This window comes from Streptomyces sp. NPDC015220 (genome assembly GCF_043079345.1).
Classification (GTDB): Bacteria; Actinomycetota; Actinomycetes; order Streptomycetales; family Streptomycetaceae; genus Streptomyces.
This window is the reverse complement of sequence record NZ_JBIBUK010000005.1, coordinates 77,897-100,263: the sequence shown is the minus strand read 5'-3', so window position 1 is coordinate 100,263 and position 22,367 is coordinate 77,897. Positions and strand designations below refer to the sequence as shown.

Sequence of the window (22,367 nt, the reverse complement as noted above, 5' to 3'; positions counted from 1 at the left end):
CGGTGGCTGCCTGGAGCGAGCGAACCGGTGGCTGCCTGGAGCGAAAGGTCCACGCATGCAGCCGCAGCCGCCCCGCCACCGGATACACAAGCGCCGCACGGTGGCCCTGGCGTCCGTCAGTGTGCTGATCCTCGCGGTCGGGACAGCGGCGAGCGCGCACCTCACGGCAGGCTCGTCGACCGGGGCCGGGGCGTCCGCCCTGGCCCGCTCCCCCGCCCTCATACCTTGCATGATCAGCGGAGCAACGGCCGTACAGATGACGGAGGGCGTCCCCACGGCCGGCGGCTACGCCCGCTCCACGGGCACCGTGCACGCCCTCACCCTGATGATCGACTTCTCCGACGCGCCCGGCCAGGGCAGCGCGCTCGGCCGCTTCCACGAGTTCTTCCCGCAGACCCAGGCATGGTTCCGCACCGCCTCCTACGGCCGCCTCGACTACCGCCCCGAGACCCCGATACCCCGGTGGCTGCGCATGCCGAAGTCGTTCAAGGAGTACGGCATAGAGCGCGGCGCCCCCTTCGACCCCGGCTACCGCCGGCTGGTGCAGGACATAGTGGCGGCGGCCGACCCGGCGGTGGACTTCCGGGACTACGACCTCCTCAACGTGCTGATGACCCCGAACGCCGGCCCGTCCGCCCTCGACACGGTCCTGTCCGTCACCTTCGCCGGCAACGCCGAGGCCCCCGTCGCCGACGGCGTCCCGGTCTCGAACGCCTCCTTCGTCTACTCCCGCCAGGACGACGGCTCCGGCTCCTACGACCGCACCGGCTACCGGGTCCTCCCGCACGAGAACGGCCACGTCTTCGGGCTGCCCGACCTCTACACGCAGGAGGGCGGGGGCGCGGTCGGCCACTGGGACATCATGAGCGAGGACTGGGGCGCCAACAACGACCTGCTCGGCTGGCACAAGTGGAAGCTGGGCTGGCTGGACGCCAACCAGGTGAGCTGCGCGGCGAAGCGGGGCCCGGCCGAGTACACATTGACCCCGCTGGGACGCGCGGGCGGCCCCAAGCTGATCTTCGTCCCCCTCGACGGCCACAGCGGTTACGCCCTCGAACTGCGCACCCGCGAGGGCAACGACGAGACGGTGTGCCGGCCGGGCGTCCTCATCTACCGGGTCGACGCCGAAGTCGACACCGGCCGCGGGCCGATCACGGTCTACGACTCCCACCGCGGCTCCGGCGGCTGCACCCGCAGTCCCAATGTGCACGCCGAACTGTCCGACGCCCCCTTCTCGCCCGGCGAGACCTTCAAGGACCCGCAGGCCAGGATCCGCATCGACGTGGCGGCGGCGGACCTGGAGGGGAACTACCGGGTGCGGGTGACCCGGCAGTGACTCCGCCCATGGACCGGACGGCCGCCCGAGCCACCCGGACCACGGCCCTCGACTCCCGGCCCCGGCCCCGGCCCCCGGCTTTCGAACCAAGGCCCTCGGCCCCCGGCCCCCGGCTTCCGAGCCACAGCCCGGACCACGGCCTCGACTCTCGACCCGGCCTCCGAGCCACAGCCCTCGGATCCACGGCCCGGATCCACGGCCCCCTGACCACGGCGTGCGGACGGTGGCCCCCCGACCACGCACTCCGGACCGGACTACCGTAGCCCTGCTGCGACCACCGTCCCGTACGAGAGAACCGAAACCGATGCCCGCGACGCCCGCCACACCCGCGCACTCCTCCAGGGAGCCCGACAGGACTGCCGGCGCCGCACCCAGCGGAACGGGCGCCGCACCCGCCAAGAGGAGGGGCGACGCGCCCTCCCCGGCAGACGCCGCGCCCTCCCCCGCCGAGGCCGCCCCCTCCCCCTCGGACGCCACGCCCGCCGAGGCGGTCACTCCGCTGATGCGGGGCGTCGCGGTGCTGCGGCGGCTGACGGAGGCCGGCGGAACGCTGAGCCCCAGCGCCCTGGAGCGGGCCACCGGACTCGCCCGCTCGACGGTGGACCGCATCACGGCGACGCTCGCCCGGATGGGATACGTACGCCTCGACGGCCGGGACGTCGTCCTCACCCCCCGCCTGATGGAGCTGGGCAACGCCTACCTGGCCGCCCTCCGGCTGCCCGCCCTGCTCGACGCGCGCGCCGACGCCCTCGCCGACGAGCTGGACGAGTCGGTGTCGCTGGCGGTCGGCGACCGGGACGGCATCCGCTTCATCCACCAGGCGACCCGGCGCCGCGCGATGTCCCTGAGCTTCCGCATCGGCGATCTGCTGCCCGCCGAACGCACGGCGCCGGGCCCGCTGTTCGCGGCCGAGTGGACGGACGGGGACTGGCGGCGCTGGCACGAGCGGCGTGCGGCCGACCCGGAGGACCGCGGCTTCCCCGCGGTGCCGCCGAGACCTCCGCTGCCGGCCGACGACTTCGAGGAGCGGACCGCCCAAGCGGCCCGGAACGGCTGGGCGTTGGACGACCAGTTGATCGAACCGGGCCTGGTGGCGGTGTCGGTGCCGGTACGGGACCCGGCCACCGGACGGATCGCCTGCGTGGCGAGCGTGGTGAGCCACACCAGCCGCCACACGGCGCGGGACCTGCGCGCCACGCTGCTGCCGCGCCTGCGCGAGACGGTCGCGGCGATGGAACGGGACCTGGCGGCGGCCCCGCCCCCGGCGCCCACGGCGCCGCCTCCCTCCGACCTGGCGACCTGGACGGCCGCCTCGAAGCAGGAACTGGGCCGTGAGTTCGTCGAGTCCCTGGCCCGGGGCCTGACGGTCCTGACCGCCTTCGGCGAGGACCGGCCGTCCCTGACCCTCACCGAGGTCGCGAAGGCGACGGGACTGGCCCGGGCGACGGCACGCCGTGCCCTGATCACGTACGAGCACCTGGGCCTGGTGGCCCCCGGACCCGACCGCGTGTTCACCCTCACCCCCCGGGTCCTGTCCCTGGGCTTCCCGCCGCTGTCCCGCACCTCGCTGCCCCGGATCGCCCAGCCCCACCTGGAGGACCTGGCCGCCCGCGTCCACGAGTCGGCGTCCCTCGCGGTCCTCACGCAGTCCGGCGACGAGATCCAGTACACGGCCCGAGCCGCCACGAGCCGCATCATGAGCGTGAACTTCACCGTGGGAACCCGCCTGCCGGCCCCCGCCACCGCGCTGGGCCGCGCCCTGACCGGGCCGACGACCGAGGGATACGCCCTGGTCGACGAGGAACTGGAGGAAGGACTGCGGGCGATCGCGGTCCCCGTCCACGACCGTACGGGCCGGGCGGTCGCCGCGGCGAACATCGCTATGCACGCCGCCCGTCACACACGCGAGGAGTGCGTCGCGGAACTCCTCCCCGCGCTGCGGGAGACGGTCTCGTCGATCGAAGCGGACTTCCACATGGCCGCCCGCTTCACCCGCGTCGCGCTCTCCTGACCGCCCCGGGCCCGCAGGAGTCACGGTCACGAGAACCGGGCACCGAACGCCCCGGGCCGCAGGAGCCACGGTCACGAGAACCGGGCACCGAACGCCCCGGGCCGCAGGAGCCACGGCCACCCGAACCAGGGACCGACCGCCCCGGCCCCGGCGCCGGGTAACCCGGAGGTCCTGGGGCGGCGGCGGGTGGTCACCAGCCGGGGTAGCGTCCCCACCAGTGCTCGTCCCAGCCCGAGCCGTACTCGGTGCCGCTGGGGCGGTCGACCATCTGGGCGACGAGGTCGCGCGCCAGCGTGTCGAGCACCCAGGCCAGTTCGTGCCGGCTGACCAGATCGACGGGCAGCGCCTCCGCGCCGTGCGCCGCTCCGAGCAGCGCCCCGGTGACGCAGGCCACCGAATCGCCGTCCGGCGCCCCCGCGGCGAAGCGCAGCGCGGCGTCCACCTGGTGCCGCTCCGGGAAGGACGCGGCGGCGTACAAACCGCCGAGCAGCGCGGAGGGCGCGGTGGGGTCCGGCGCGAGCCGGGCGAGGCGCGTGCCGTCGGCGGGATGTTCGACGGCCTGCTGGAGTGCCGCAGTGAGCCGGTGGCGTTCCTCGGTGGTCATGTCGGGGTCGGCGCCGGGCAGCGCCCGGATGCCCTCCGCCAGGGCGCGCCGCACCTCGGGCTGTGCGCCGCAGGTCAGGCAGTGCGCGGCCAGTACGGTCGCGTGAGCGGCGGCGGACCGGGCGGCAGGGTCGCCGTGGGTGAGGGCGGCCATCGCGCGAGCCTCGCTGACCCAGTACTTGGGGTCGTGTCCGGCCACGGCCACGGCGACGGGGAGGGTCCGGGTGAGCGCGTGGCAACCGCGGCTGGCCGTCGGACTTCCCATGCCGCCCGGCCCGCTCCCGGACAGGGCGGCGACCGTCGCGGGCGCCGAGCCCCGCCGCTGGGCGAGCACGGGCACCTGGGCGAGCCAACCGTCGGGCCACGCGCCCTCGTCCTCCGTCCGAGGATGGCGCAGCGACCGGTGGGGCTCCAGGCCCTGCAAGGCGGCCCACCTGCGGTAGGCGTGCCACACCACCCCCGCGGGAGCGCAGACGCCCCTGTGGTCACCGCGTACGAAGGCACGGATCGTCCCCTCGGCGGTGAAGCAGGCCAGCTGGGTGCTCACCCCGGCCCGCAACGACACCTCCGCGGGCAGCCTGCCGCGAGCCGCGCCCAGCGTGTCGCCCACCGCCAGCCCGAGCAGCAGCCCGCGCACCCGCGAGGGCGCCCACCTCTCCTTCAGGAACTCCGCCGGCCGTTCCGGCTCCGGGCCCCGCCCCGGCAGCGCATCGCCGGCCGCCGGCGACCGGCCCGCCGACGAGACACCGCGAGCGCCGGTACCGGCGGCCAACGCGTGGACGGCGTCGAGCAGTTCTGCATGCGCGGGCAACTGCCAACCGTGCGGCAGCACCGCACGGAGTTCGGACAACGCGGTCTCGGCGTCCCTCCCGCCGGCCAGATGGCTGTAGAGGGCGGCGACGGCGGGGGTGCGGCTCTGCCCGGCGGCGCAGTGCAGCAGGACCCGCTTGCCGGCGCGCCGCAGCCGCAGCACCTCACGGGCGGCCTGGTCGAGGACGTAGTGGAGATTGGCGTTGTCCCCGTCGCTGTCCACCAGCCAGACGCGGACGTGTTCGACGTCGGCGTCTGGCAGGACCGGGTCCGTGCCCATGCGGCACAGCGACACCACCGCGTCGACGTCGACCGGCTCCGCGCCCCGGAGCAGCGCGAGATTGCCCAGCACCACCCCCGGGTCGTGCGGGTGGGGGACGGCGAAGGCGGGGGGCGAGCCGACCGGGAGGGGCACGCGGGCCGCCGAGGGCCAGCCGGCGTCGTCGTCCCGCCCGCCGCGTGCGGTGCGCACCGCCAGCCGGACCAGACCGGCCCCGGTGAGGCCGGGCCAGCCGTGCACGTCCCGCTGCCACCGCAACGGGATGCCGGAACAGCCCCAGCGCGCGCCGAGCAGGGCGCCGGCGATCGCCGCGACGGTGTCCGTGTCCGTCCCGGCCCGGACCGCCGCCTCCAGGGCGAGGCGCAGATGCTGAGCGGGAAAGTTGCCCGCCGCCGGGTCCGGCTCGGGAACCGGCGTGCGGCTGATGGCCGACCAGGCGGCCTGGAGCGCGTGGACGACCCAGCCGTTGTTGGAGAAGTGGGACGCGGGATGCGTCTCGGCCTCCTCCAGCCGCCGCTCCCAGATCCCCCGGCGCTCCGCGGGAAGCAGGTCCAGTCCGGCCCGTACGCCGTCGAAGGTCCCCTCCAGCACCGCCGTACGGATGCCCGAGCACCACAGCACGCACGCGTCGGCGCAGTCCGGATCAGGGTGGGTGAGCGCGCCGACCGCCACGGCCGCCTCGGCCATCTCGGCCGCGTCGCCGAGGTGGGCGAGGGCGACGATCCCGGTGCGCATCAGGGAGCCGTTGCCGGCGCTGTGCGCCTTGGCTGCGGTGAAGTCACGGGCGGCCTGAAGCATCGCCGCGCCCGCCGTCGCCCCGGAAGCCCGGCCGGCCGCGGTCAGGACCGCGCGGGTCTGGGCGCCGACGTCGCTCGCGCCCCCGCTCAGCCAGCGCTGGAAGTTGACGGCGACCGCGTCCAGGGCCCCGGCCTCACGCAGATCGGCGCCGGTCGCCGCCACCTCGGCGACGCACACCTGCATCTGCGTGTCGTCCGAGTACTCACCCGGCTCGTACGGCCCAAGACCGCCGCCGATCATCCGGGGCCGCTGGTCCTCGCCCAGCGTCGTCTGGAACTCGTACGGCACCCCGAGCGCATCCCCCACGGCCGCGCCGAGCAGCACCCCGGCGGCCCGGTCGGCGCCCCGCGCGTCCAGGCGAGGATTGGGTGTACGGGCACGGGCCATGAGGCCTCCATACGGGTGCGACGGCGCGCGGCGGGCGTGCCGGACGGGCGATGACACGCGGGTGACGCCGCCGACCTGGACAAGGCACCGGGACGACACCTGCACAGCGGAACACCGGAAAAGGATCTCCGGCGCTGACGCCGCGCCAGCTTGGCACGCCCCCCGCTTATCGTCAACCAGACGATAGTAAACACTCCCGCCCCGACGGCACCGGCACCCCAGCCCTTGGGTACGAACCCGACGGTGCCGCTAGACTGTGCGCGGTGCACCACTTCGGCGGTGCACCCTGTGGATGCCCAAGCCCATCCCAGCGTCACGCCTTCGTAGCTCAGGGGATAGAGCACCGCTCTCCTAAAGCGGGTGTCGCAGGTTCGAATCCTGCCGGGGGCACAGAGAGAAGGGCCAGCTCGGGAGGGGTTTCCTCCCAGGCTGGCCCTTCGCCGTGCCACACGCGTGCCGCTATGGGCCTACGGCATCCTTCTCGGCGGTCTGGGAGGCCGCTCCCCACCGCCCCGGATCACGGCCCCGAGCCGATCGCGATGGCCCCGCCACGGTCGCTGGTCATGTGCTGACAGATCAGCGTGGCCCGCGAGCTGCTGTGCCCCCTACGCGTCATCAGCTCCCGTGTGCCGGCCGGCTACGGGCCGCTCCCCGGGCCGTTGGCTGCTGTGGCTTGTGCTCGTCGCCCGGCTGGGCCGGACAGGGGTACTGCGCCAGCCATTCCCGTGGGCGGCGATTGCCGCAAGGGCGTGCAACCTTCCGTCCCGCCTGCCGCATCAGAGTGTCGGGCGGTACCCGGTGTGCGGCCCGGGAGAGGAGCATGTCCATCCATGGCGGAGCAGGGGCGCGAAACGGAGTTCAGAGAGTTCACCGAGTCCAGAGCCGACTGGCTACGCAAAGTGGCCTTTCTGCTCTGCTCCGACTGGCACCGCGCCGACGATCTGGTGCAGGAGACTCTGACAAAGCTGTACGTCCACTGGCCGCGGATGCGGCGGGCGGAGAACCCGGACGGCTACGCCCGGAAGGTGCTGGTGAACACCTTTCTGGCGGAGCAGCGCTCCCCGTGGCAGCGATGGAGGGCTCGGCACCCGGATCGGCCGGGGACGGAGCCTGTGGCGCAGCCGAGTGACCCGGAGGCCTCCCTTGACCTGCGTCGGGCGCTGGCCGCGATTCCTCCCCGGCAGCGCGCCACTCTGGTGCTCCGCTACTACCACGACCTGAGCGTCGAGCAAACCGCCGATGCGCTCGGCTGTTCCCCCGGGAACGTCAAGAGCCAGACCTCGCGCGGGCTTCGGGCGCTACGCAGGGTGCTCGACATTCGTTCCGTCACCGCCGCTGAAAGGACCCTGTGATGCGCGACCAGACCGACGAGCTGACCCGGGAACTTTGTGAGCTGGCCGCCTCGCCCGCACCGGGAAGTGGCATCGATGTCGCCCGGGCGGTGCGGGAGGGCAGAGTTCGGCTGCGACGCAGGCGGTTCGCGGCGCTCGGCGCGGTAGCGGCCGTGGCGGCGGCAACCGCAGCGGTGACCCTCCTGCCCTCTGGCGGCGACAGGGCCCTGAGCCCCGCGCCGGCCGCGACCTCGGCCACCCCCGCTCTGGATACGAACCCGCTGGTCGTGGAGGCGTCCTACGGCTGGCTCCCGGCGAACTTCGACGATGTCAGCTATGTGCCGGACCACGGCAGGACCGTCGTGCGGGCCGACGGCAAGGTCCCCGACGACGGTGGGCTCGCACCCATCGTCTGGCTCGGGGTCTATCCCGCGGGAGCCACGCCTTCGACCGGGCGGCTCTGGTACGCGGGAGGGCCGCGGCAGTACCGGGTCGAGGCGCCGCCGGTCGAGGGCCGTCCCGCGTACTGGGTGGGCAAGAGCCCGACGACCGCCGAGGCGCCTGGGGGCGACTGGTATCTGCGCTGGCAGACCGCGGACGGCCGGTGGGCCGAGCTGCGTGCCGCTTACCTGCAAAGGGCCGACGCGCAGCAGATCCTGCACCGGATCGCCGAGAAGGCCGTCGTGGCCCGGCGGGCGATCCCGTTGCCGTACCGGATCAGCAAGGTGCCCGCGGGACTCAGGCTTACCGAGGCCACCTTCGTTCGGGGGCAACAGATGTTGCCGGGAGAGCATGTGCCCTGGAGCAGCAGCATCAACTTCCAGGTCGACGGGATGTACATCACCACCACGATCGAGCCGGACCTGCCCGAGTCCGTCAAGAGCTCAGCCGACGCGGACCCCAAGACTGCCCTGACCAGGCCGACCTGCATCCGGGAGCATGGCCTCGAACTCTGCACCCAGTCGCTGAACGGCGTGGACGCCTACCGCACCGTGGGCGGCCCCACGACGTGGCTGAAGCGGTTCACCCTGCTCGGGACCGACCAGCATGACTGGACGACCCATGTACTGGGCTGACCCGCAGCGGGCAGCGGGCAGCGGGAGCACATCTCGCCTGAGCATCGCAGTTTCCGGGGCTGGTGCCCGTCCAGGAGTACGAGCCTGGTGACCTGCCGCGGCACTCCTGCGGACTGACTGTATGTCACCTCCGTCCGTGTTGGCCGCGAGCCCGCGCCCGTCGCGGTCCGGTGCCATCCCCACCTATGACACGGCTTCACGCGATCCGACCGGAGACGCCCATCCAAACGGGCACTGCGCTTGACGTCACGGCCTACTTAGGCCGGGACGATGGATCAAATCCCAGAAGGCAGTACCCCTACGGACATTCGAGACCGGCCTCGCCCGCATCCAGCACGGCGGAACCCGTCCCGTCGCGCGGCAGTAGAGCTACGGGCCAGGAGGCTTCTGACATCCACGGTTGACATCAACGACGCCGGACGAGAGCGTGCACCAGCGACTCCGTCCGGCCGTCGCACCAGTCGATGACGGCAGCCGGAGCGGACTCGGATCGAACTCCTAAAGCGGTGGTCGCTGGCGTGGCGGGCGCACACCCCTGACGGCGACGGCCGCGCCCGGGCCAGACGCGTGCCAGGTGGCGGGAGGAACTATGGGGAACACTGGGCAGCCGGCACCCCACTCACCAGGCGCGGAGCACCGCTTCCTCAGCTCCTCCCTGTCCTGTAGAGCTCCTGGGAACGGGCGTCCTAGGCTCACCCGCCATGGAATGGTTGTCACTGGCCAGCACGGCACTTGGCGCGGTCATCGGGGTCGGTTCGACGTTGATCGCCGATCGGCTCAGTTGGCGAAGGGAGCGCGCCGGCCAAAGCTTCGATGTGCGCAGGCAGCTCTACGCCGACTACACCGCCGCCCTCTCCCGCATGCGAACAGCGCTCAACGAGGCTGCGCAGGCGAACCTCCCTACGCAGGAACGGCCAGGAAGGTTACGCGAACTGTTCCTGGCACCTGGGGCCTACGAGATTCGCCACCAGCTGGCCATCACGGCTCCGCAGGCAGTCGTTGAGGCCGCACGCACCGCGTTCGTGGTCCTGAGGGAGACGCGAGACCTGCTCATCGACGGCGCCGCCGTCGAGAGCCCGGCCTACACCGAGCTGGAAAGCAGGTTCGATGCGGCCGTGGCCGACCTTCGCAAGGTCATGCGCCGAGACCTGGGCGTCGCCGAGTAGACCACGAGTTGCGGCTCAGAAGGTAGCCCGTGCCCCTTCGCGCCAGACCCTGAGGGAAGCCACGGGAAACCACAGCGAATACGGCACTGGCAGCATGGTGGAAGCCGGTGTGGGTGCGGCGAGGCACACGCGCGCCTGGTCGGTCGGCGCACTCTCCGTCGTGGCTGGCCGTCGCCAGCTGAGGTTCGTGCCACATCCGCGCCAGATGCGGGGGTCAGCCACGGTCAACACCGGTGCCCTTCAGTTGAGTAGCCGCCCACTGCCCCAGCAGGCGAAGCAGCGGATCAGCTCGCAGATCGCCCAGCCTCTCTCCCAAAGCAGGTGTCGCAGGTTCGAATCCTGCCGGGGGCACAAGTAGAAGGGCCAGCTCGGGAGGGGTTTCCTCCCAGGCTGGCCCTTCGTCGTGTCCGGGGTCGTGCCACTCAATCCACGCGGAGTCCACATCCCCTACGCGGAGGCCCCCCACCCTCGCGGATCACGACCCCGAGTCGGTCGGCGGTGGCCCGGTCGAGGTCACTGGTCATGTGCTGGTGGATCAGCGCGGTTCGAGAGCTGCGGTGCCTTCGGGCGTTGGCCCGGCGCGTGACCGATGCCCGCGCCGTCGAAGCGCAGGCGTCCATGGTCGCCCGGTACGAGGCGAGCGTCGGGTCGGTTATGCTTCGTGTCCCTCCTTTCGGAGGGGTCTCAGAAACACCCCGGCAGGTTCCGACCAGCCGGGGTGTTTCGTTGTCATGACCGGCCGACCGCACGGTGGAGATCACCGTGATTGCCCTCAGCGACCGTCGGAGCCTTGACGGCTGCGCTGTCGGTGTGGGCGACAGCGAGCGTGGCGAGGAGCCGCGGGTTGGTGCTGGGCCGGGGTCAGTGCTGGGGCGGCTTCTGCGGCTGGGGCTTGGAGGGGCACTCGTAGTCGGACTGCGTCATCGTCCATCCGTCGCCGAGCACGCGGAGACTGCCGGGCCAGGCGGAATCGCGCACTGCGCCGCCGGCGACCTTCGCGTCGGCGCTGGGGACGACGATGGCGAGTGGTGCGGCCGCCTGGTCCACCGTGCAGGCCAGTTGGAGCATGGCCCGGCGGCTCAGCGGGGACGCCTGGTCGGGGAGCCGGACGGTGAGGATGCCGTCGTCGCCGGTCGCCAACCGCGGCGCGGTCGTCAGGCGGGGCAGCTCCGTGGTGGCCGTCGCGGCTTCGCTCGCGGTCGGCCCCTTGAAGAGCAGACGTACGGCGGTCCCGAGGCTCCCGGCGGCGCTGGTCCGGCGGGGGTAGGCCGTCAGGTTCCCGTCGCGCAGGAAGTAGAGGGAGACGGTGGCGGGCGTCGGGGGTGCCGAGCTGGGGGAGAACATGCCGCTCGCCGGTGCACCGGCCTCGATGACATCGGACGGGGGAACTCCGCACGCCGTGAGCGTGACCGCGGCGGTAAGCCCGGAGAACAGCGCCGCCAGCCGCGAGCCCTTCACCAGGCACCCCCGCCGGCGCCGGTCCCGGTGCCGGTCCCAGTCCTGGCGCCGGTCCCAGTCCTGGCGCCGGTCCTGGTGCCGGTCCCAGTCCTGGCGCCGGCCCTGGTGCCAGTCCTGGTGCCAGTCCTGGTGCCGGTGTCAGTCCTGGTGCCGGTCTCGGTCTCGGTGCCGGTGCCGGTGTCGGCGCGGTGCAGCGGGAGGTCGCGGTGCAGCGGGAGTTCGACCGTGAACACCGCGCCGCCTCGGAGCAGGTTCGCCGCCCGGATGCGCCCTCCGTGCAGGCGCACGTTCTCCGCCGTGATGGCCAGGCCCAGCCCGCTGCTCTCGCTCCTGGTCCGTGAGGTGCTCGCCTTGTAGAACCGCTCGAAGATGTGCGGCAGGGCCTCCTCGGCGATCCCCGGTCCGTTGTCGGTCACCTCGACGACGGCCCATGCCATGTCCGCCCCTTCCTCCCGCACCCCCATGGTCAGCCGCACCGGCGGCTCTCCGTGCCGCAGCGCGTTGCCGACCAGGTTGGCCGTCACCACGTCGAGCCTGCGCGGATCGACGCGCGCACGGAGCACACCCGGCCCGGGCAGATGGGTCTCCACCTGCCCCAGCCACCCCCGGGAGGCGAGGGTACGCCGTACGGACTCGGCCAGGTCGATCTCGTCCCGGTTGAGTTCGGCCGCCCCCGCGTCGAAGCGGGAGATCTCCATCAGGTCGTTCACCAGTGCGCTGAGCCGGCTCGTCCCCTCGCTGATGAGCCGCAGCGCTTCACCGGTCTCCCCCTCCCTCTCCTCCAGGTCCAGCACGTCGGTGACCGCCGACATCGCCGCCAGCGGCGTGCGCAGCTCGTGGGAGACGTCCGCCACGAAGCGGCGTCCCTGGGCCTCCAGGCGGTGCAGCTCCTTGATGGTTCGCTCCAGTTCGGCAGCGGTTTCGTTGAAGGACTGGGAGAGGTCGGCCAGTTCGTCGGAACCGGTGACGTTCAGCCGGACGTCGAGATGCCCCGCGGCCATCCGGCGCGTCGCCCGGCGCAGCGCCCGTACGGGACGCAGTACGCCGCTCGCGGCCAGCAGCGCCAGGACGACGGCGAGGCACAGGGCCACCAGGGTGGCCCGCTCCATGCCGCTGACCATGGCCTTGATGTACCCCTCCTCGGTGTTCTGCGGGACGTCCAGATACATCACGAGGCCGGAGAGCCTGGGCTCGGTGCCCTCGCCGGAGGTGTATGTGACGGGCATGCCGACGACGAGATGGGAATGGCCGCCGACGTTCACCCGCTGGAACACCGCGGCACGTCTGTCCCGCACGGCCCGGCGCAGTTCGGGGCTCAGCTCGACGAAACCGGCGCTCGGCGCGTAGGCACGGTGGTCACCGTACGCGGCCATGACCCGCCAGCCCGACGACCGGTTCGCGTACAGCACCTGGTTCACCGCGGACTGGAGCTCCGTCCGGTCCGGAGAAGGGGGGATGTACGGCGCGACGGCGTCGACGCTCGTGCGGAACTGGCGGATGGCGGAGTCCTGGCTCTGCTGGAGCACCGCCGTGCGCGCCTCGCGGAAGGCGAGGGCCCCGGTCCCCAGGGCGCTGGCCATGGCCACCAGGACGAAGGCCGTCAGCAGGCGGGGGCGCAGGCCGCGCAGGGGGAGCGGAATGCGCACCAAGGCCGCCCGCAGGAACCGCCGGGGGCCGGCACCCGTGATGCCTGCGGGATTCTCGTCGGCCGTGGAGGCCTCGGGTGCGATTCTCCGCGCCCCGGCGATTCTCCGCGCCCCGGCGGCCTTCCGCGCCCCGGCGGCCTTCCGCGCCCCGGCGGCCTTCCGCGTCCCGGCGGCCTTCCGCGTCCGCGCGGACTTCCGGTCGCTCATGAGGTGCCGAAGCGGTAGCCGAATCCGCGCACGGTCTGTACGTAGCGGGGGCTCCTGCCCTCGCCGAGCTTGCTGCGCAGTCGTTTCACACAGGCGTCCACGAGCCGTATGTCGCCGTGGTAGCTGTGCTCCCAGACCGCTTCCAGCAGTTGCTGGCGGCTGAACACCTGGCCGGGCGAGGCCGACAGGGTCAGCAGCAGCCGAAGCTCGGAGGGGGCGAGGGCGACGGGTTCGCCCCGGTGCGTCACCACGAGCCCGGCGCGGTCGACGACCAGCTCGCCGTGCGTCTCCGCCCGGGGGCGGGTGCCGTCCGGCAGCGACGCGTCCTGTCTGCGCAGTACGGCACGTATCCGCGCGTCGAGCACCCGGGCCCGCACGGGCTTGACCACGTAGTCGTCCGCGCCGGCCTCCAGTCCCACGACCACGTCGATGTCGTCGCCCCGGGCCGTCACCATGATGACCGGCACCAGGTCGCGCTCCCTGATCCGGCGGCACACGTCCAGGCCGGAGATGCCGGGCAGCATGAGATCGAGTACGACGACGTCCGGCCGGAAGGGGTGGAGCTGTTCCAGCCCCTCTTCACCCGTTCCCACGGCGAGGACCTCGTGACTCTGATGCCGCAGACCCAGCTGGATGGCCATGCGGACATCTTGGTCGTCTTCGACAATCAGGACCCGTGACATCCCGGCAGTGTAAGCAGCCCGGATGACGTGGCCGTCCTGGGAGAGACCCCTCTCCGACCGCCGTTACACAACGATCACAACGGGCCGAGGGGCGCGCCCCTTCGTTACCTTTTCGTGATGGAACCGGCTCGTGGCGATCATTTGGAATAGCCACGTTGAGCTGCCATGAATTCGGCACGACAGCGGCAATCCGCGCCCCCCACCAACAGCATCGCGGCCGTTCACCGCGACGGCCGTAGGCGTCGGTCCTCCCGCCGCCGGAGGCGGCCGCGCCGCCGGGGCCGGAGCCTGCTGATCGGCCTGCTGGCGGCCGTCGGCCTGCTCGGCTCGGTGGCATACCTCCTGACGGGCGGGCGGAGCGACGCGTCGAGCGGTGCGCCGCGTCCGCGGAGCACGCACGTCACCCCCACCGCCGCCCCTACTCCCCCACCCACGTCGCCCCCCGCCGCCGCCCCTGCTCCCACACGCACGCCACCGCCCCCCTCCCCGACCCAAAGCCGGACCAAGGCCGACGTCCCCTCGACGGGCAGCGGGACGTTCGTCACCGCGCGGGCCGGCGGGGCGACGGTGGGCAGGGGGCCCCACCCGCTGCGCTATGTCGTGGAGGTCGAGACCGGCCTCGACATCTCGCCGTCCCAGGCGGCTAACGAGATCGCCCGGATACTCGCCGCCCCGCGGGGGTGGGCCCACGACCCGGCCAACGCGTTCCAGCTCGTGAGCGCGGGGGCACCGCACGACCTCACCGTGAAGATCGCGACGCCGGGGACGGCGGACTCCCTGTGCTGGGCGGGCATCCGGCAGGACACCGGGGGCGAGTACAACTGCGAGGTCCCCGGCGGGGTGGTGGTGAACCTCAAGCGCTGGGTCGAGGGCTCACCCACCTTCGACGGGCCGATCCACGACTACCGGGCACTGATCATCAACCACGAGATGGGGCACTTCCTCGGGCACTCGCACGTGACCTGCGCGGGCGCCGGACGACTGGCCCCCGTGATGATGCAGCAGATCAAGGGCCTGCACGGATGCGTCGCCAACGCCTGGCCCTACGACGAGAACGGTGTCCTGGTCACCGGGCCGCCCGTATGACCGACACCGATCCCCAGTCCGCCCGTATGACCGACACCGATCCCCAGTCCGCCCGTATGACCAGCTCCGGTCACCGGGCCGCTCGTCACGGCGGACGACCGTTACGGCTCGGTCATGTACCGAACTCACGGCCATGAACTGCCGGCACCACTGTGAACTCCGCGTTCTCCCGCGCTCGCAGGCAGAACACCCCTCCCCCCGACCGGATGGAAGCAGAAGCGAATGAATCGATCCCGGACCGCCCGGACACTGGCCACGGCTGCGATGGTGAGCCTGCTGCCGCTGCTGGCGGCTTGTGGCAACGGCGCCGGCACCGGCGTGGAATCCCACTCGTCGGACGGTGGGAAGACCGTGGCCGGGTCGCCGGGGCAACTCGGCGTTCCCGCCGACGCGAACGCCGATCTCAAGAAGCAGTACCTCCTGGAGAACGCGATCGCGGCCTGCATGAAGAAGCAGGGATTCGCCTACACCCCCGTGGCTCCCGAGGACCCCGCCGCTTCCTGGGCCACCGACGGGGCGGACTACGCGCTGACGAAGAAGTACCGGCAGAAGTACGGCTTCGGCACCTACGCCGGCATCGTCTACCCCAACGACCCCGGCGCCTCGGGCCGTACGGCCGCCCAGCAGGACTCGGACAGGACGCCCAACGCGGACTACGAGGACACGCTCACCCCCGAGCAGAAAACCGCGTACGACAAGGCGTTGGGCGCTCCCCCCGACCCGAAGAGCGGCGAGAAGAACTGGACCGGTTGTCAGGGTGAGGCCGACAGGAAGGTCTACGGTTCCACGTCGGCCCAGGAGCGGAGCGACGCGGCCGCGAACAGGAACCGGGCCAACGCGCAGGCGCTCAACGGTGATCCGGAGCTGGTCGCGCTGGCGCAGTCGTACGCCTCGTGCCTGAAGAGGGACGGCATCTCCGTCACGACCACGCAGCCGACCGGCATCGGGGAGATGGTGAAGCTCCAGGCGCTCGGGTCCGCTCCGGCCGGCGCCGGCGGTATCCCCGTCGCCGACGAGGACGGGAACACCCGCAAGTCCCTGAGTAAGGAGGAGGCTCTTCCCCTGCTCACCAAGGACATCGAGCTGGCGATGCGGGACCTGGAGTGCGGCAAGGAGTTCCGGGCCGCCTACTTCCCGAAGTTCCTGAAGGCCCCGGCCAGCGGTGGCGGTGCCGGGTGAGGCAGCGCACCGAACCGGCCGGCACCCGTCCCGGACGGTTCCGCGAGCTGATCGGCACCCGTCCCGGACAGCTCACGGTCGTCGTCACCGCGGTGGCGCTGGTCGGAGCGGGCGGATGGTTCGCCGGTTCGCGGATGCAGTCGCCCGCGGACGCCGCCGCCGCGCACCGGCCGCCGAAAGCCGGTCCCGTCACCGTCGCGGTCGAGCGGCGCTCGCTGACCGCGAGCGTGGTGGCCCAGGGCTCGGTGGAGTTCGCGTCGTCGCAGAGCGTGGCCCTGGCCGGGCCCGTCGGATCTCCGGACTCCGGGTCCGGTGACGCGGGAGCCGGCGACAGCGTCGCCCAGCGGGTCACCAAGGCGCCGGCAGCCGGGTCGGAGGTGAAGGAGGGCGATGTTCTGATGCAGGTGAGCGGGCGGCCGGTCCTGGTGCTGCGGGGCACCGTGCCGATGTACCGGACGCTGGGACCCGGCGCCTCCGGGGACGATGTCCAGCAGCTCCAGCGGGCGCTGACCAGGCTGGGCTTCGACCCCGGCTCGGCGAACGGGACGTACGGGCAGTCGGACGCCGCGGCGGTGAGCCGCTGGTACAGGAACAAGGGCTACCAGCCCATGGAACCCACCATCGCCGACAAACAGCGGTTGGGGACGCTCGAAGCGGCGGTGACCACCGCGCAGCAGGCACTCCTCGCGGCACGGGACCCGGGCGGCGGCTCCGGGGGAACCGGTGACTCCGAGGGGTCCAAGAGGTACGAGGGGTCCGGCAGCGGGCCCAAGGGCGGCTCGGCCAGCGGCAGGGACGCCACCGAGCTGCAACTCAAGTCGGCGCGGCAGCAGTTGGACGCGGCCAACGCCGCGCTCTCCGCCTTCCAGGCCGGATACGGAACCAAGGTCCCCGCCGGTGAGGTGGTCTTCCTGCCGGAACTGCCGGCCCGGCTGGACAAGGTGTCCGTGAAGACGGGGGACACGCCCGCCGGACCGGTCGCCACGGTGACCGGCTCCAAGGTCGTGGTGCGGGCCGTGGTCCCGGCATACGACGCCAAGTTGCTCCACAAGGGCATGCGGGCGCGGGTGGAGGCCACCGACGGCACCAAGGTGGACGGCGAAGTGGTGGCACTCGGCGGCGATGTGCCGAAGGACGACCCGGCCGGCGCCGACAAGCAGCAGGGGACCTCGAGCGGCGGGAGCGACGGCGCCTCGGCTCCGGTACCGGTGCAGATCTCCGTGCCGGCGGGGAAGCTGGACAAGAACACCGCCGAATCCGCGAAGGTCACCATCGAGGTGGGCTCGTCGGAGGGCAAGGTGCTGACGGTCCCCGTCGCCGCGCTGCACACGTCCGCCGACGGGAAGTCCCGGGTGCGGGTGGTGCGCGGCGGCAAGGTGGTGGACGTTCCCGTCGAGGCCGGGCTCTCCGCGGACGGCCAGGTGGAGGTCACCCCGTCGGCCGGTGCCGCCCTGGCCCCCGGCGACCAGGTGGTGGTCGGGCGATGAACGGTCCGCCGACGACCGCCGGTCCGCCGCCGGCCGGACCACCGCCGACGACCGCACCGCCGCTCTCCGTCGTGCCCGACGCGGACACGGTCATCCGGCTGATCGCCGTGGACCGGACCTTCGACTCCGAACCGCCGGTGCACGCCTTGCGCGACGTGAACCTGACCGTCCGGCGCGGCGAGCACCTGTCGATCGTCGGCCCGTCCGGTTCCGGGAAGTCGACGCTGCTCAACACCCTGGGGCTGCTGGACCGCCCCACCTCGGGCGCCTACTGGCTCGACGGGGTGGAGACCAACGCGCTCGGCGACCCCGAGCGCACCTCGTTGCGCGGCAGCCGGATCGGGTTCGTCTTCCAGTCCTTCCACCTGTTGCCGTACCGGACCGTGGAGGAGAACGTCATGCTGGCCGAGACCTACCGCCGGCCGCGCCCCGGGCGCGGCCGGGCCGGCCGCCGCACCAGGGCCGAGCAGGCACTGCGACGGGTGGGTCTGGCACACCGGGCCGGATTCCGGCCGGACCGGCTCTCCGGCGGTGAGAGACAGCGGGTGGCGATCGCCCGGGCGCTGATGAGCGAGCCCGCGCTGCTGCTCTGCGACGAGCCCACCGGCAACCTCGACAGCGAGAACACCGAGGTGGTGCTGGACCTCTTCGACCGGCTCGGCGAGCAGGGCATGACCCTGGTGGTGATCACTCACGAGGAGGCGGTCAGCGGGCGGGCGCACCGGCGGGTGAGGATCAGCGACGGACGACTCACCGAGGAGGGCCGATGAGGTCCCGGACACGCCTCCGGCAGGCCGCGGCTTCCGCGGGCGCGGCACGGGCCGGGGGGACAGCACGGGCCGGGGGGACAGCACGGGCCGCGGGGACAGCACGGGCCGCGGGGACAGCACAGACCAGGGGGACCGTCGAGCGTCCCTGGATGGACGTCAGGGACCTGTGGTCCGAGGCGCTGGCGGGGGTGCTCGCCCGCCCGATGCGCTCCGCCCTGACCACGCTGGGCACCGTTCTGGGCATCGCCACCCTGGTCATCACCATCGGGATCTCGGCCACGGCGGGCAACCGGATCGTGGGCCGGTTCGACGCCCTGACCGCCACCTCGGTCACGGTAGGAGTGCCCTCCGTGGCCTCGGCCGGCTCCGGGCCGCTCGTGGACTGGTCGGGGGTCGAGGCGGTGCGCCGGCTGGCCGGGGTCGAGTCGGTGGCCGCGATCGCCGACTCCCAGAAGACCGCGAGCGTCCAGGTGCGCGCAAACGACGTGGTCGCTCCCGGCGAGGTCAGCGGCCAGACCATGGCGGTCGTCGCCGCGTCCCCCACGCTGCCGGCCGCGGTACGGGGCGAGATGACCGCCGGGCGCTTCTTCGACGACGGGGACATCGCCCGGCACGACCGGGTGGCGGTCCTCGGCGACCAGGCGGCGCGGCTCCTCGGCATCGGCTCGGTCCAGGACGCCCCCGCGGTCTTCCTGAAGGGCCAGGCGTACACGGTGATCGGGATACTCGGTGGAGTGGAGCGGGAACAGCAACTCGCCACCGCGATGATGCTGCCGCCCACGACGGCCGCGGACCGGGTGGGGCTGGGGACCGTGACCCGGGTGCTGATCAACACCTCGCTCGGCGCGGCCGGCCAGGTAGCCCGCCAGGCGCCGATCGCGCTGGCCCCCGGAGCCGAGGCGTCCCTGACCGTGACGGCGCCGGACGATCCGGCCAGGGCCCGCGAGGGGGTGCAGGGCGACGTCAACGGCCTGTTCCTGATCCTCGGGCTGGTCTCCCTGGTGGTCGGCGCCATCGGTATCGCCAATGTGACGCTGGTGACGGTCATCGAGCGGATCGGGGAGATCGGGCTGCGCCGAGCCCTCGGGGCCTCGCGGCGTCAGGTCGCCGCCCAGTTCCTGCTGGAGTCGACGACGATCGGGCTTCTCGGCGGTGTCGTCGGCGCCGCCCTGGGCGTGGTCGTCGTGGTGATCGTCTCCGCCGTCCAGGAGTGGACACCGGTCCTGGACGTCCGCCTCGCCCTCGGGGCCCCGGTCGCCGGAGCCCTGGTGGGACTCCTGGCCGGCCTCTACCCGTCGCTGCGGGCCTCCCGCATGGAACCGGTCGACGCCCTGCGCTCGTAGCCGTGGGTCGTGGTCGGCATCGCCGTGGACCACCGAGTGGACCACCGACCCGTGACGGGCCGCCGGGGCGGCGATGCCGAGGCCCACCGGCGAGGCGCTGCGACGCTACTTTCGTGCCGACCACGACGTACGACGGCGGGCGGAGGCGGACGCCCGCGGACCATCGGCCCGAGGTCCCCGATACGTGGGCACGGTCGGCGCGGTCGGCACTCGTAGACTCGCCGCATGGTGATCGCGACTGTCCGTGAGTGGCACGACGAGGAGGGGTGGGGAGTACTCGACTCCCCCGAGACACCGGGCGGTTGTTGGGCCCACTACTCCGAGATCCGGAAGAGGGGCTTCCACTCGCTCGCGCCGGGAGACCTGGTGGATCTCCAGTGGGAGAAACCCCGCTCCAAGCAGGACGGCTTCACCTACCGGGCGGTGACCGTAGTGCCCCACACCTCCTGACTCCCGCCTCCTGTTCCGGGCCCGAGGTGAGGGGCGCGCCGTCGGCACAGTCGCTGCGACGACGGCGCACCCCCTCATGGCGGCGGACCCGCGCACCCCCTGAAGCGCCCGTGGAAGTTCCGAACCGCCCGAGTCGAGGCCCCGTGGGACGGCTCGTTCAGGGCGGGTGGGGTGGTGCGGGCACGGTCGGAGGTCAGCGGATCATGAAGTCCAGCACGGTTGCGGTCGTGTTGGAGCCGCTGCCGTAGTGGTCGAGTGCGTAGACCTGGAGTTGGCAGGGGCCGTTGTAGGGCGGTCGCCAGGAGAGGGTGCCGGTCTCGCCCTTGATCGCCTGCCAGCCGGAGTTGCCGCAGGCGCCGGTGAACTCCCACTTGTAGCCGCTGATCCCGCGGTCCTTGTCGGCCGCGGCCGGCTTCACGTTCACGACGAAGTCGCCGGTGCGGGGGCTGCCCTCCCTGACCACGGTGAGCTGCGGCGGGTTCGGCGGGGTCGAGTGGACCGGAGTCTCGCGGTCGACCGCGACCACCTCGGAGGGCGCCCCTTCACGGCCCTGCCGGTCCAGCGCCACCACGTAGTAGTAGGAGCGTCCGGTCTTCGCGGTCTGGTCGACGGCGCCCCTGGCTCCCGGCGGGACCAGGTGGACGGCGGTCCAGACGCTCGTGGTGTCCCCACGCTGGTAGAGGCGGTAGCCGTTGACATCGGTCTCACCGCTGCCCGCCGGCGGCTCGAAGTGCACGACGTTGACGTCGTCGCGGGGCTCGCCCCCGGTGGTCGCGGGAACCAGCACCTCGGCCGGAGCGGGCCGGGAGACGAGCAGGCTCACGGCCGCGGAGACGTTGCCGTAGGTGTCCACCGCCTGCACGCGGTAGACCGACTGGTGCTCGACCGGGGCGTTCGGGTCGTGGAAGGACGTGCCGTGGACGATGGCCGGGCCGTCGTCGTCCTGCTCTCCCACAGGTGCCGCGAACACCTCGTAGTGGTCGGTGTCGGCCGAGCCGGACGCCTCCCAGGTGATGCCGTTGCCCGCGGTGGTGCCCATCCCCGTCAAGCCCGTGACCGGGGCGGGCGCGGTGGTGTCGGGCTCGCCCGTGGTGCCCGCGGCCGACGGCTTCGACACGTTGCCCGCCGCGTCCCGCGCGGTGATCTTGTAGTACCACTGCTGCTTGAGGTCGGCGGTGACGTCCCGGTACGAGGTGTCGCCCAGCCAGCCGGACACGGCGGTGTAGCTGCCGTCGGCCGTGCTCGACCGCAGCACACGGTAGCCCTGCGCGTCGGTCACCGGCTTCCAGCCGACTGCGACGGTCCCCGCGACCACCGTGGCGCTGACCGATGCCGGTGCGCTCGGAGGCGTCCTGTCCACGGTGGCGACGCTCTTGTCGGCGGTGCCCGGCGACTCGTTGCCCGCCTTGTCGTAGGCGCGGACCTGGTAGTAGTACGTGCCGCCGGTGGCGGGCGGGGCGTCGGTGTACGAGGTGGACGCCGTGGTGGCGAGCGGCTTGGCGGGGAAGGAGCCGCCCTTGGGCCGCCGGTAGAGGCGGTAGCCGGCGAGATCCATCTCCTTGTTCCTGGCCCAGGCGGTCTTCGCCTTGCCCGTTGCCTTGTCGTACGTGACGACGGGGCTGGTGGGGGCCAGGGGCTTGACCTTGTCGACGCCGGCCGTGGTGCGCGGTGTGTAGGCGAACTTGACGCTCGCCGGGCCGGTCCAGTTCACGAAGTCGATCCGCAGGGTGTGCTTGCCCTTGGGAACGGTGAGGTTGACGGTCTGCTTGCTCGCCTTGGAGTCCTTCTTCCAGAGGCTGATCCTGCGGGCGCCGTCGAGGTAGACGCGGATGCCGCCGCCGGCTTCCGCGGCGAAGGCGAAGGGCCCCCCGGAGCCGAAGTCACGGGTGACGGTCCAGCGCACACCGAAGTCGTCCTTGGGCAGCCCCTTGGCCGGCGCCCCCGACCAGGACTCGTTGACGGCGCTGTCGCAGTCCGTCTTCCTGGGCGTGCCCGAGAAGGCGGTGTTGCCGAAGAACTGCCGCTTGAGGACAGGGGAGGTGCAACTCGTCACGGCAGAGGCGGAGGCGGAGGCCGTGAGCAGGCCGCCCACCGCCGCCATCACCACGGCGGTGGCCACCACGGTGCTTCTTGCTGGTCTCATTCGGTCCTTCACTTGGGCTCGATCCAGTCTTGCGATCAGCAGATCGGTTCGGCTCCAAGACCCACGGAGGGCGCGCTTGGTTGCACGGGTCCCGCGCCGTCCCGGGCACCGGCCTCC

At 72.5% G+C, this 22,367-nt stretch carries 16 protein-coding genes and 2 tRNA genes; 13 read left to right on the top strand and 5 right to left on the bottom strand.

The annotated features are described in order from the left end of the window. Positions 1–55 precede the first annotated feature (55 nt). On the top strand, positions 56–1,336 hold the full coding sequence (locus ACF061_RS14120; protein WP_392267126.1) for a M6 family metalloprotease domain-containing protein: 1,281 nt from the start codon (positions 56–58) through the stop codon (positions 1,334–1,336). A 502-nt stretch (positions 1,337–1,838) separates the two neighbouring features. Beyond that, positions 1,839–3,347 (top strand): IclR family transcriptional regulator C-terminal domain-containing protein, encoded by a 1,509-nt coding sequence (locus ACF061_RS14115; protein WP_392267319.1) that lies wholly within the window; start codon positions 1,839–1,841, stop codon positions 3,345–3,347. Between the two features lie 190 nt (positions 3,348–3,537). Here ACF061_RS14115 and ACF061_RS14110 read toward each other — a convergent pair whose 3' ends face one another. Beyond that, on the bottom strand, positions 3,538–6,225 hold the full coding sequence (locus ACF061_RS14110; RefSeq protein WP_392267125.1) for an ADP-ribosylglycohydrolase family protein: 2,688 nt from the start codon (positions 6,223–6,225) through the stop codon (positions 3,538–3,540). Positions 6,226–6,542: 317 nt separating this feature from the next. On the opposite strand from ACF061_RS14110, the gene ACF061_RS14105 reads away from it, so the two are divergent. From ACF061_RS14105 to ACF061_RS14085, 5 genes are all read left to right on the top strand, one after another. After that, positions 6,543–6,615, top strand: a tRNA-Arg gene (locus ACF061_RS14105). A gap of 440 nt (positions 6,616–7,055) precedes the next feature. Continuing rightward, a complete protein-coding gene (locus ACF061_RS14100) occupies positions 7,056–7,577 on the top strand; it encodes a SigE family RNA polymerase sigma factor (RefSeq protein ID WP_392267124.1) in 522 nt (173 codons plus the stop codon). Next, entirely contained in the window at positions 7,577–8,632 is a 1,056-nt protein-coding gene (locus ACF061_RS14095) for a hypothetical protein (RefSeq protein ID WP_392267123.1), read from the top strand. Before ACF061_RS14100 ends, ACF061_RS14095 begins: the two co-directional genes overlap by 1 nt. Before the next feature lie 701 nt (positions 8,633–9,333). Further along, a complete protein-coding gene (locus tag ACF061_RS14090; RefSeq protein WP_392267122.1) occupies positions 9,334–9,798 on the top strand; it encodes a hypothetical protein in 465 nt (154 codons plus the stop codon). A gap of 281 nt (positions 9,799–10,079) precedes the next feature. Further along, positions 10,080–10,146 (top strand) — tRNA-Gly (locus ACF061_RS14085). A gap of 513 nt (positions 10,147–10,659) precedes the next feature. Here ACF061_RS14085 and ACF061_RS14080 read toward each other — a convergent pair. The 3 genes from ACF061_RS14080 to ACF061_RS14070 form a co-directional block, all read right to left on the bottom strand. Beyond that, positions 10,660–11,142: a GerMN domain-containing protein gene (locus ACF061_RS14080; RefSeq protein ID WP_392267121.1), complete on the bottom strand. Its 483-nt coding sequence runs from the start codon at positions 11,140–11,142 to the stop codon at positions 10,660–10,662. Positions 11,143–11,252: 110 nt separating this feature from the next. After that, a complete protein-coding gene (locus tag ACF061_RS14075) occupies positions 11,253–13,109 on the bottom strand; it encodes an ATP-binding protein (protein WP_392267120.1) in 1,857 nt (618 codons plus the stop codon). After that, a complete protein-coding gene (locus ACF061_RS14070; RefSeq protein WP_392267119.1) occupies positions 13,106–13,792 on the bottom strand; it encodes a response regulator in 687 nt (228 codons plus the stop codon). Before ACF061_RS14070 ends, ACF061_RS14075 begins: the two co-directional genes overlap by 4 nt. Positions 13,793–13,957: 165 nt before the next feature. Here ACF061_RS14070 and ACF061_RS14065 point away from each other — a divergent pair, with 165 nt between their 5' ends. The 6 genes from ACF061_RS14065 to ACF061_RS14040 all read left to right on the top strand — a co-directional run bounded on the left by ACF061_RS14065 (position 13,958) and on the right by ACF061_RS14040 (position 20,107). After that, a complete protein-coding gene (locus ACF061_RS14065) occupies positions 13,958–14,878 on the top strand; it encodes a DUF3152 domain-containing protein (RefSeq protein WP_392267118.1) in 921 nt (306 codons plus the stop codon). A 222-nt stretch (positions 14,879–15,100) separates the two neighbouring features. Next, positions 15,101–16,057, top strand: a complete 957-nt coding sequence (locus ACF061_RS14060; RefSeq protein WP_392267117.1) for a hypothetical protein — start codon at positions 15,101–15,103, stop codon at positions 16,055–16,057. Further along, positions 16,054–17,544 carry a peptidoglycan-binding protein gene (locus ACF061_RS14055; protein ID WP_392267116.1) on the top strand — a complete coding sequence of 497 codons (1,491 nt, stop codon included), beginning with the start codon at positions 16,054–16,056 and terminating at the stop codon, positions 17,542–17,544. Before ACF061_RS14060 ends, ACF061_RS14055 begins: the two co-directional genes overlap by 4 nt. Beyond that, complete coding sequence (locus ACF061_RS14050) at positions 17,541–18,314, top strand: ABC transporter ATP-binding protein (protein WP_392267115.1); 774 nt, start codon at positions 17,541–17,543, stop codon at positions 18,312–18,314. The genes ACF061_RS14055 and ACF061_RS14050 overlap by 4 nt, the downstream gene beginning before the upstream one ends. 149 nt (positions 18,315–18,463) lie before the next feature. Continuing rightward, complete coding sequence (locus tag ACF061_RS14045) at positions 18,464–19,657, top strand: ABC transporter permease (RefSeq protein WP_392267114.1); 1,194 nt, start codon at positions 18,464–18,466, stop codon at positions 19,655–19,657. Between the two features lie 225 nt (positions 19,658–19,882). Further along, on the top strand, positions 19,883–20,107 hold the full coding sequence (locus ACF061_RS14040) for a cold shock domain-containing protein (RefSeq protein WP_392267113.1): 225 nt from the start codon (positions 19,883–19,885) through the stop codon (positions 20,105–20,107). A 193-nt stretch (positions 20,108–20,300) separates the two neighbouring features. Here ACF061_RS14040 and ACF061_RS14035 read toward each other — a convergent pair whose 3' ends face one another. Next, positions 20,301–22,250: a PA14 domain-containing protein gene (locus ACF061_RS14035; RefSeq protein ID WP_392267112.1), complete on the bottom strand. Its 1,950-nt coding sequence runs from the start codon at positions 22,248–22,250 to the stop codon at positions 20,301–20,303. Positions 22,251–22,367: the final 117 nt, after the last annotated feature.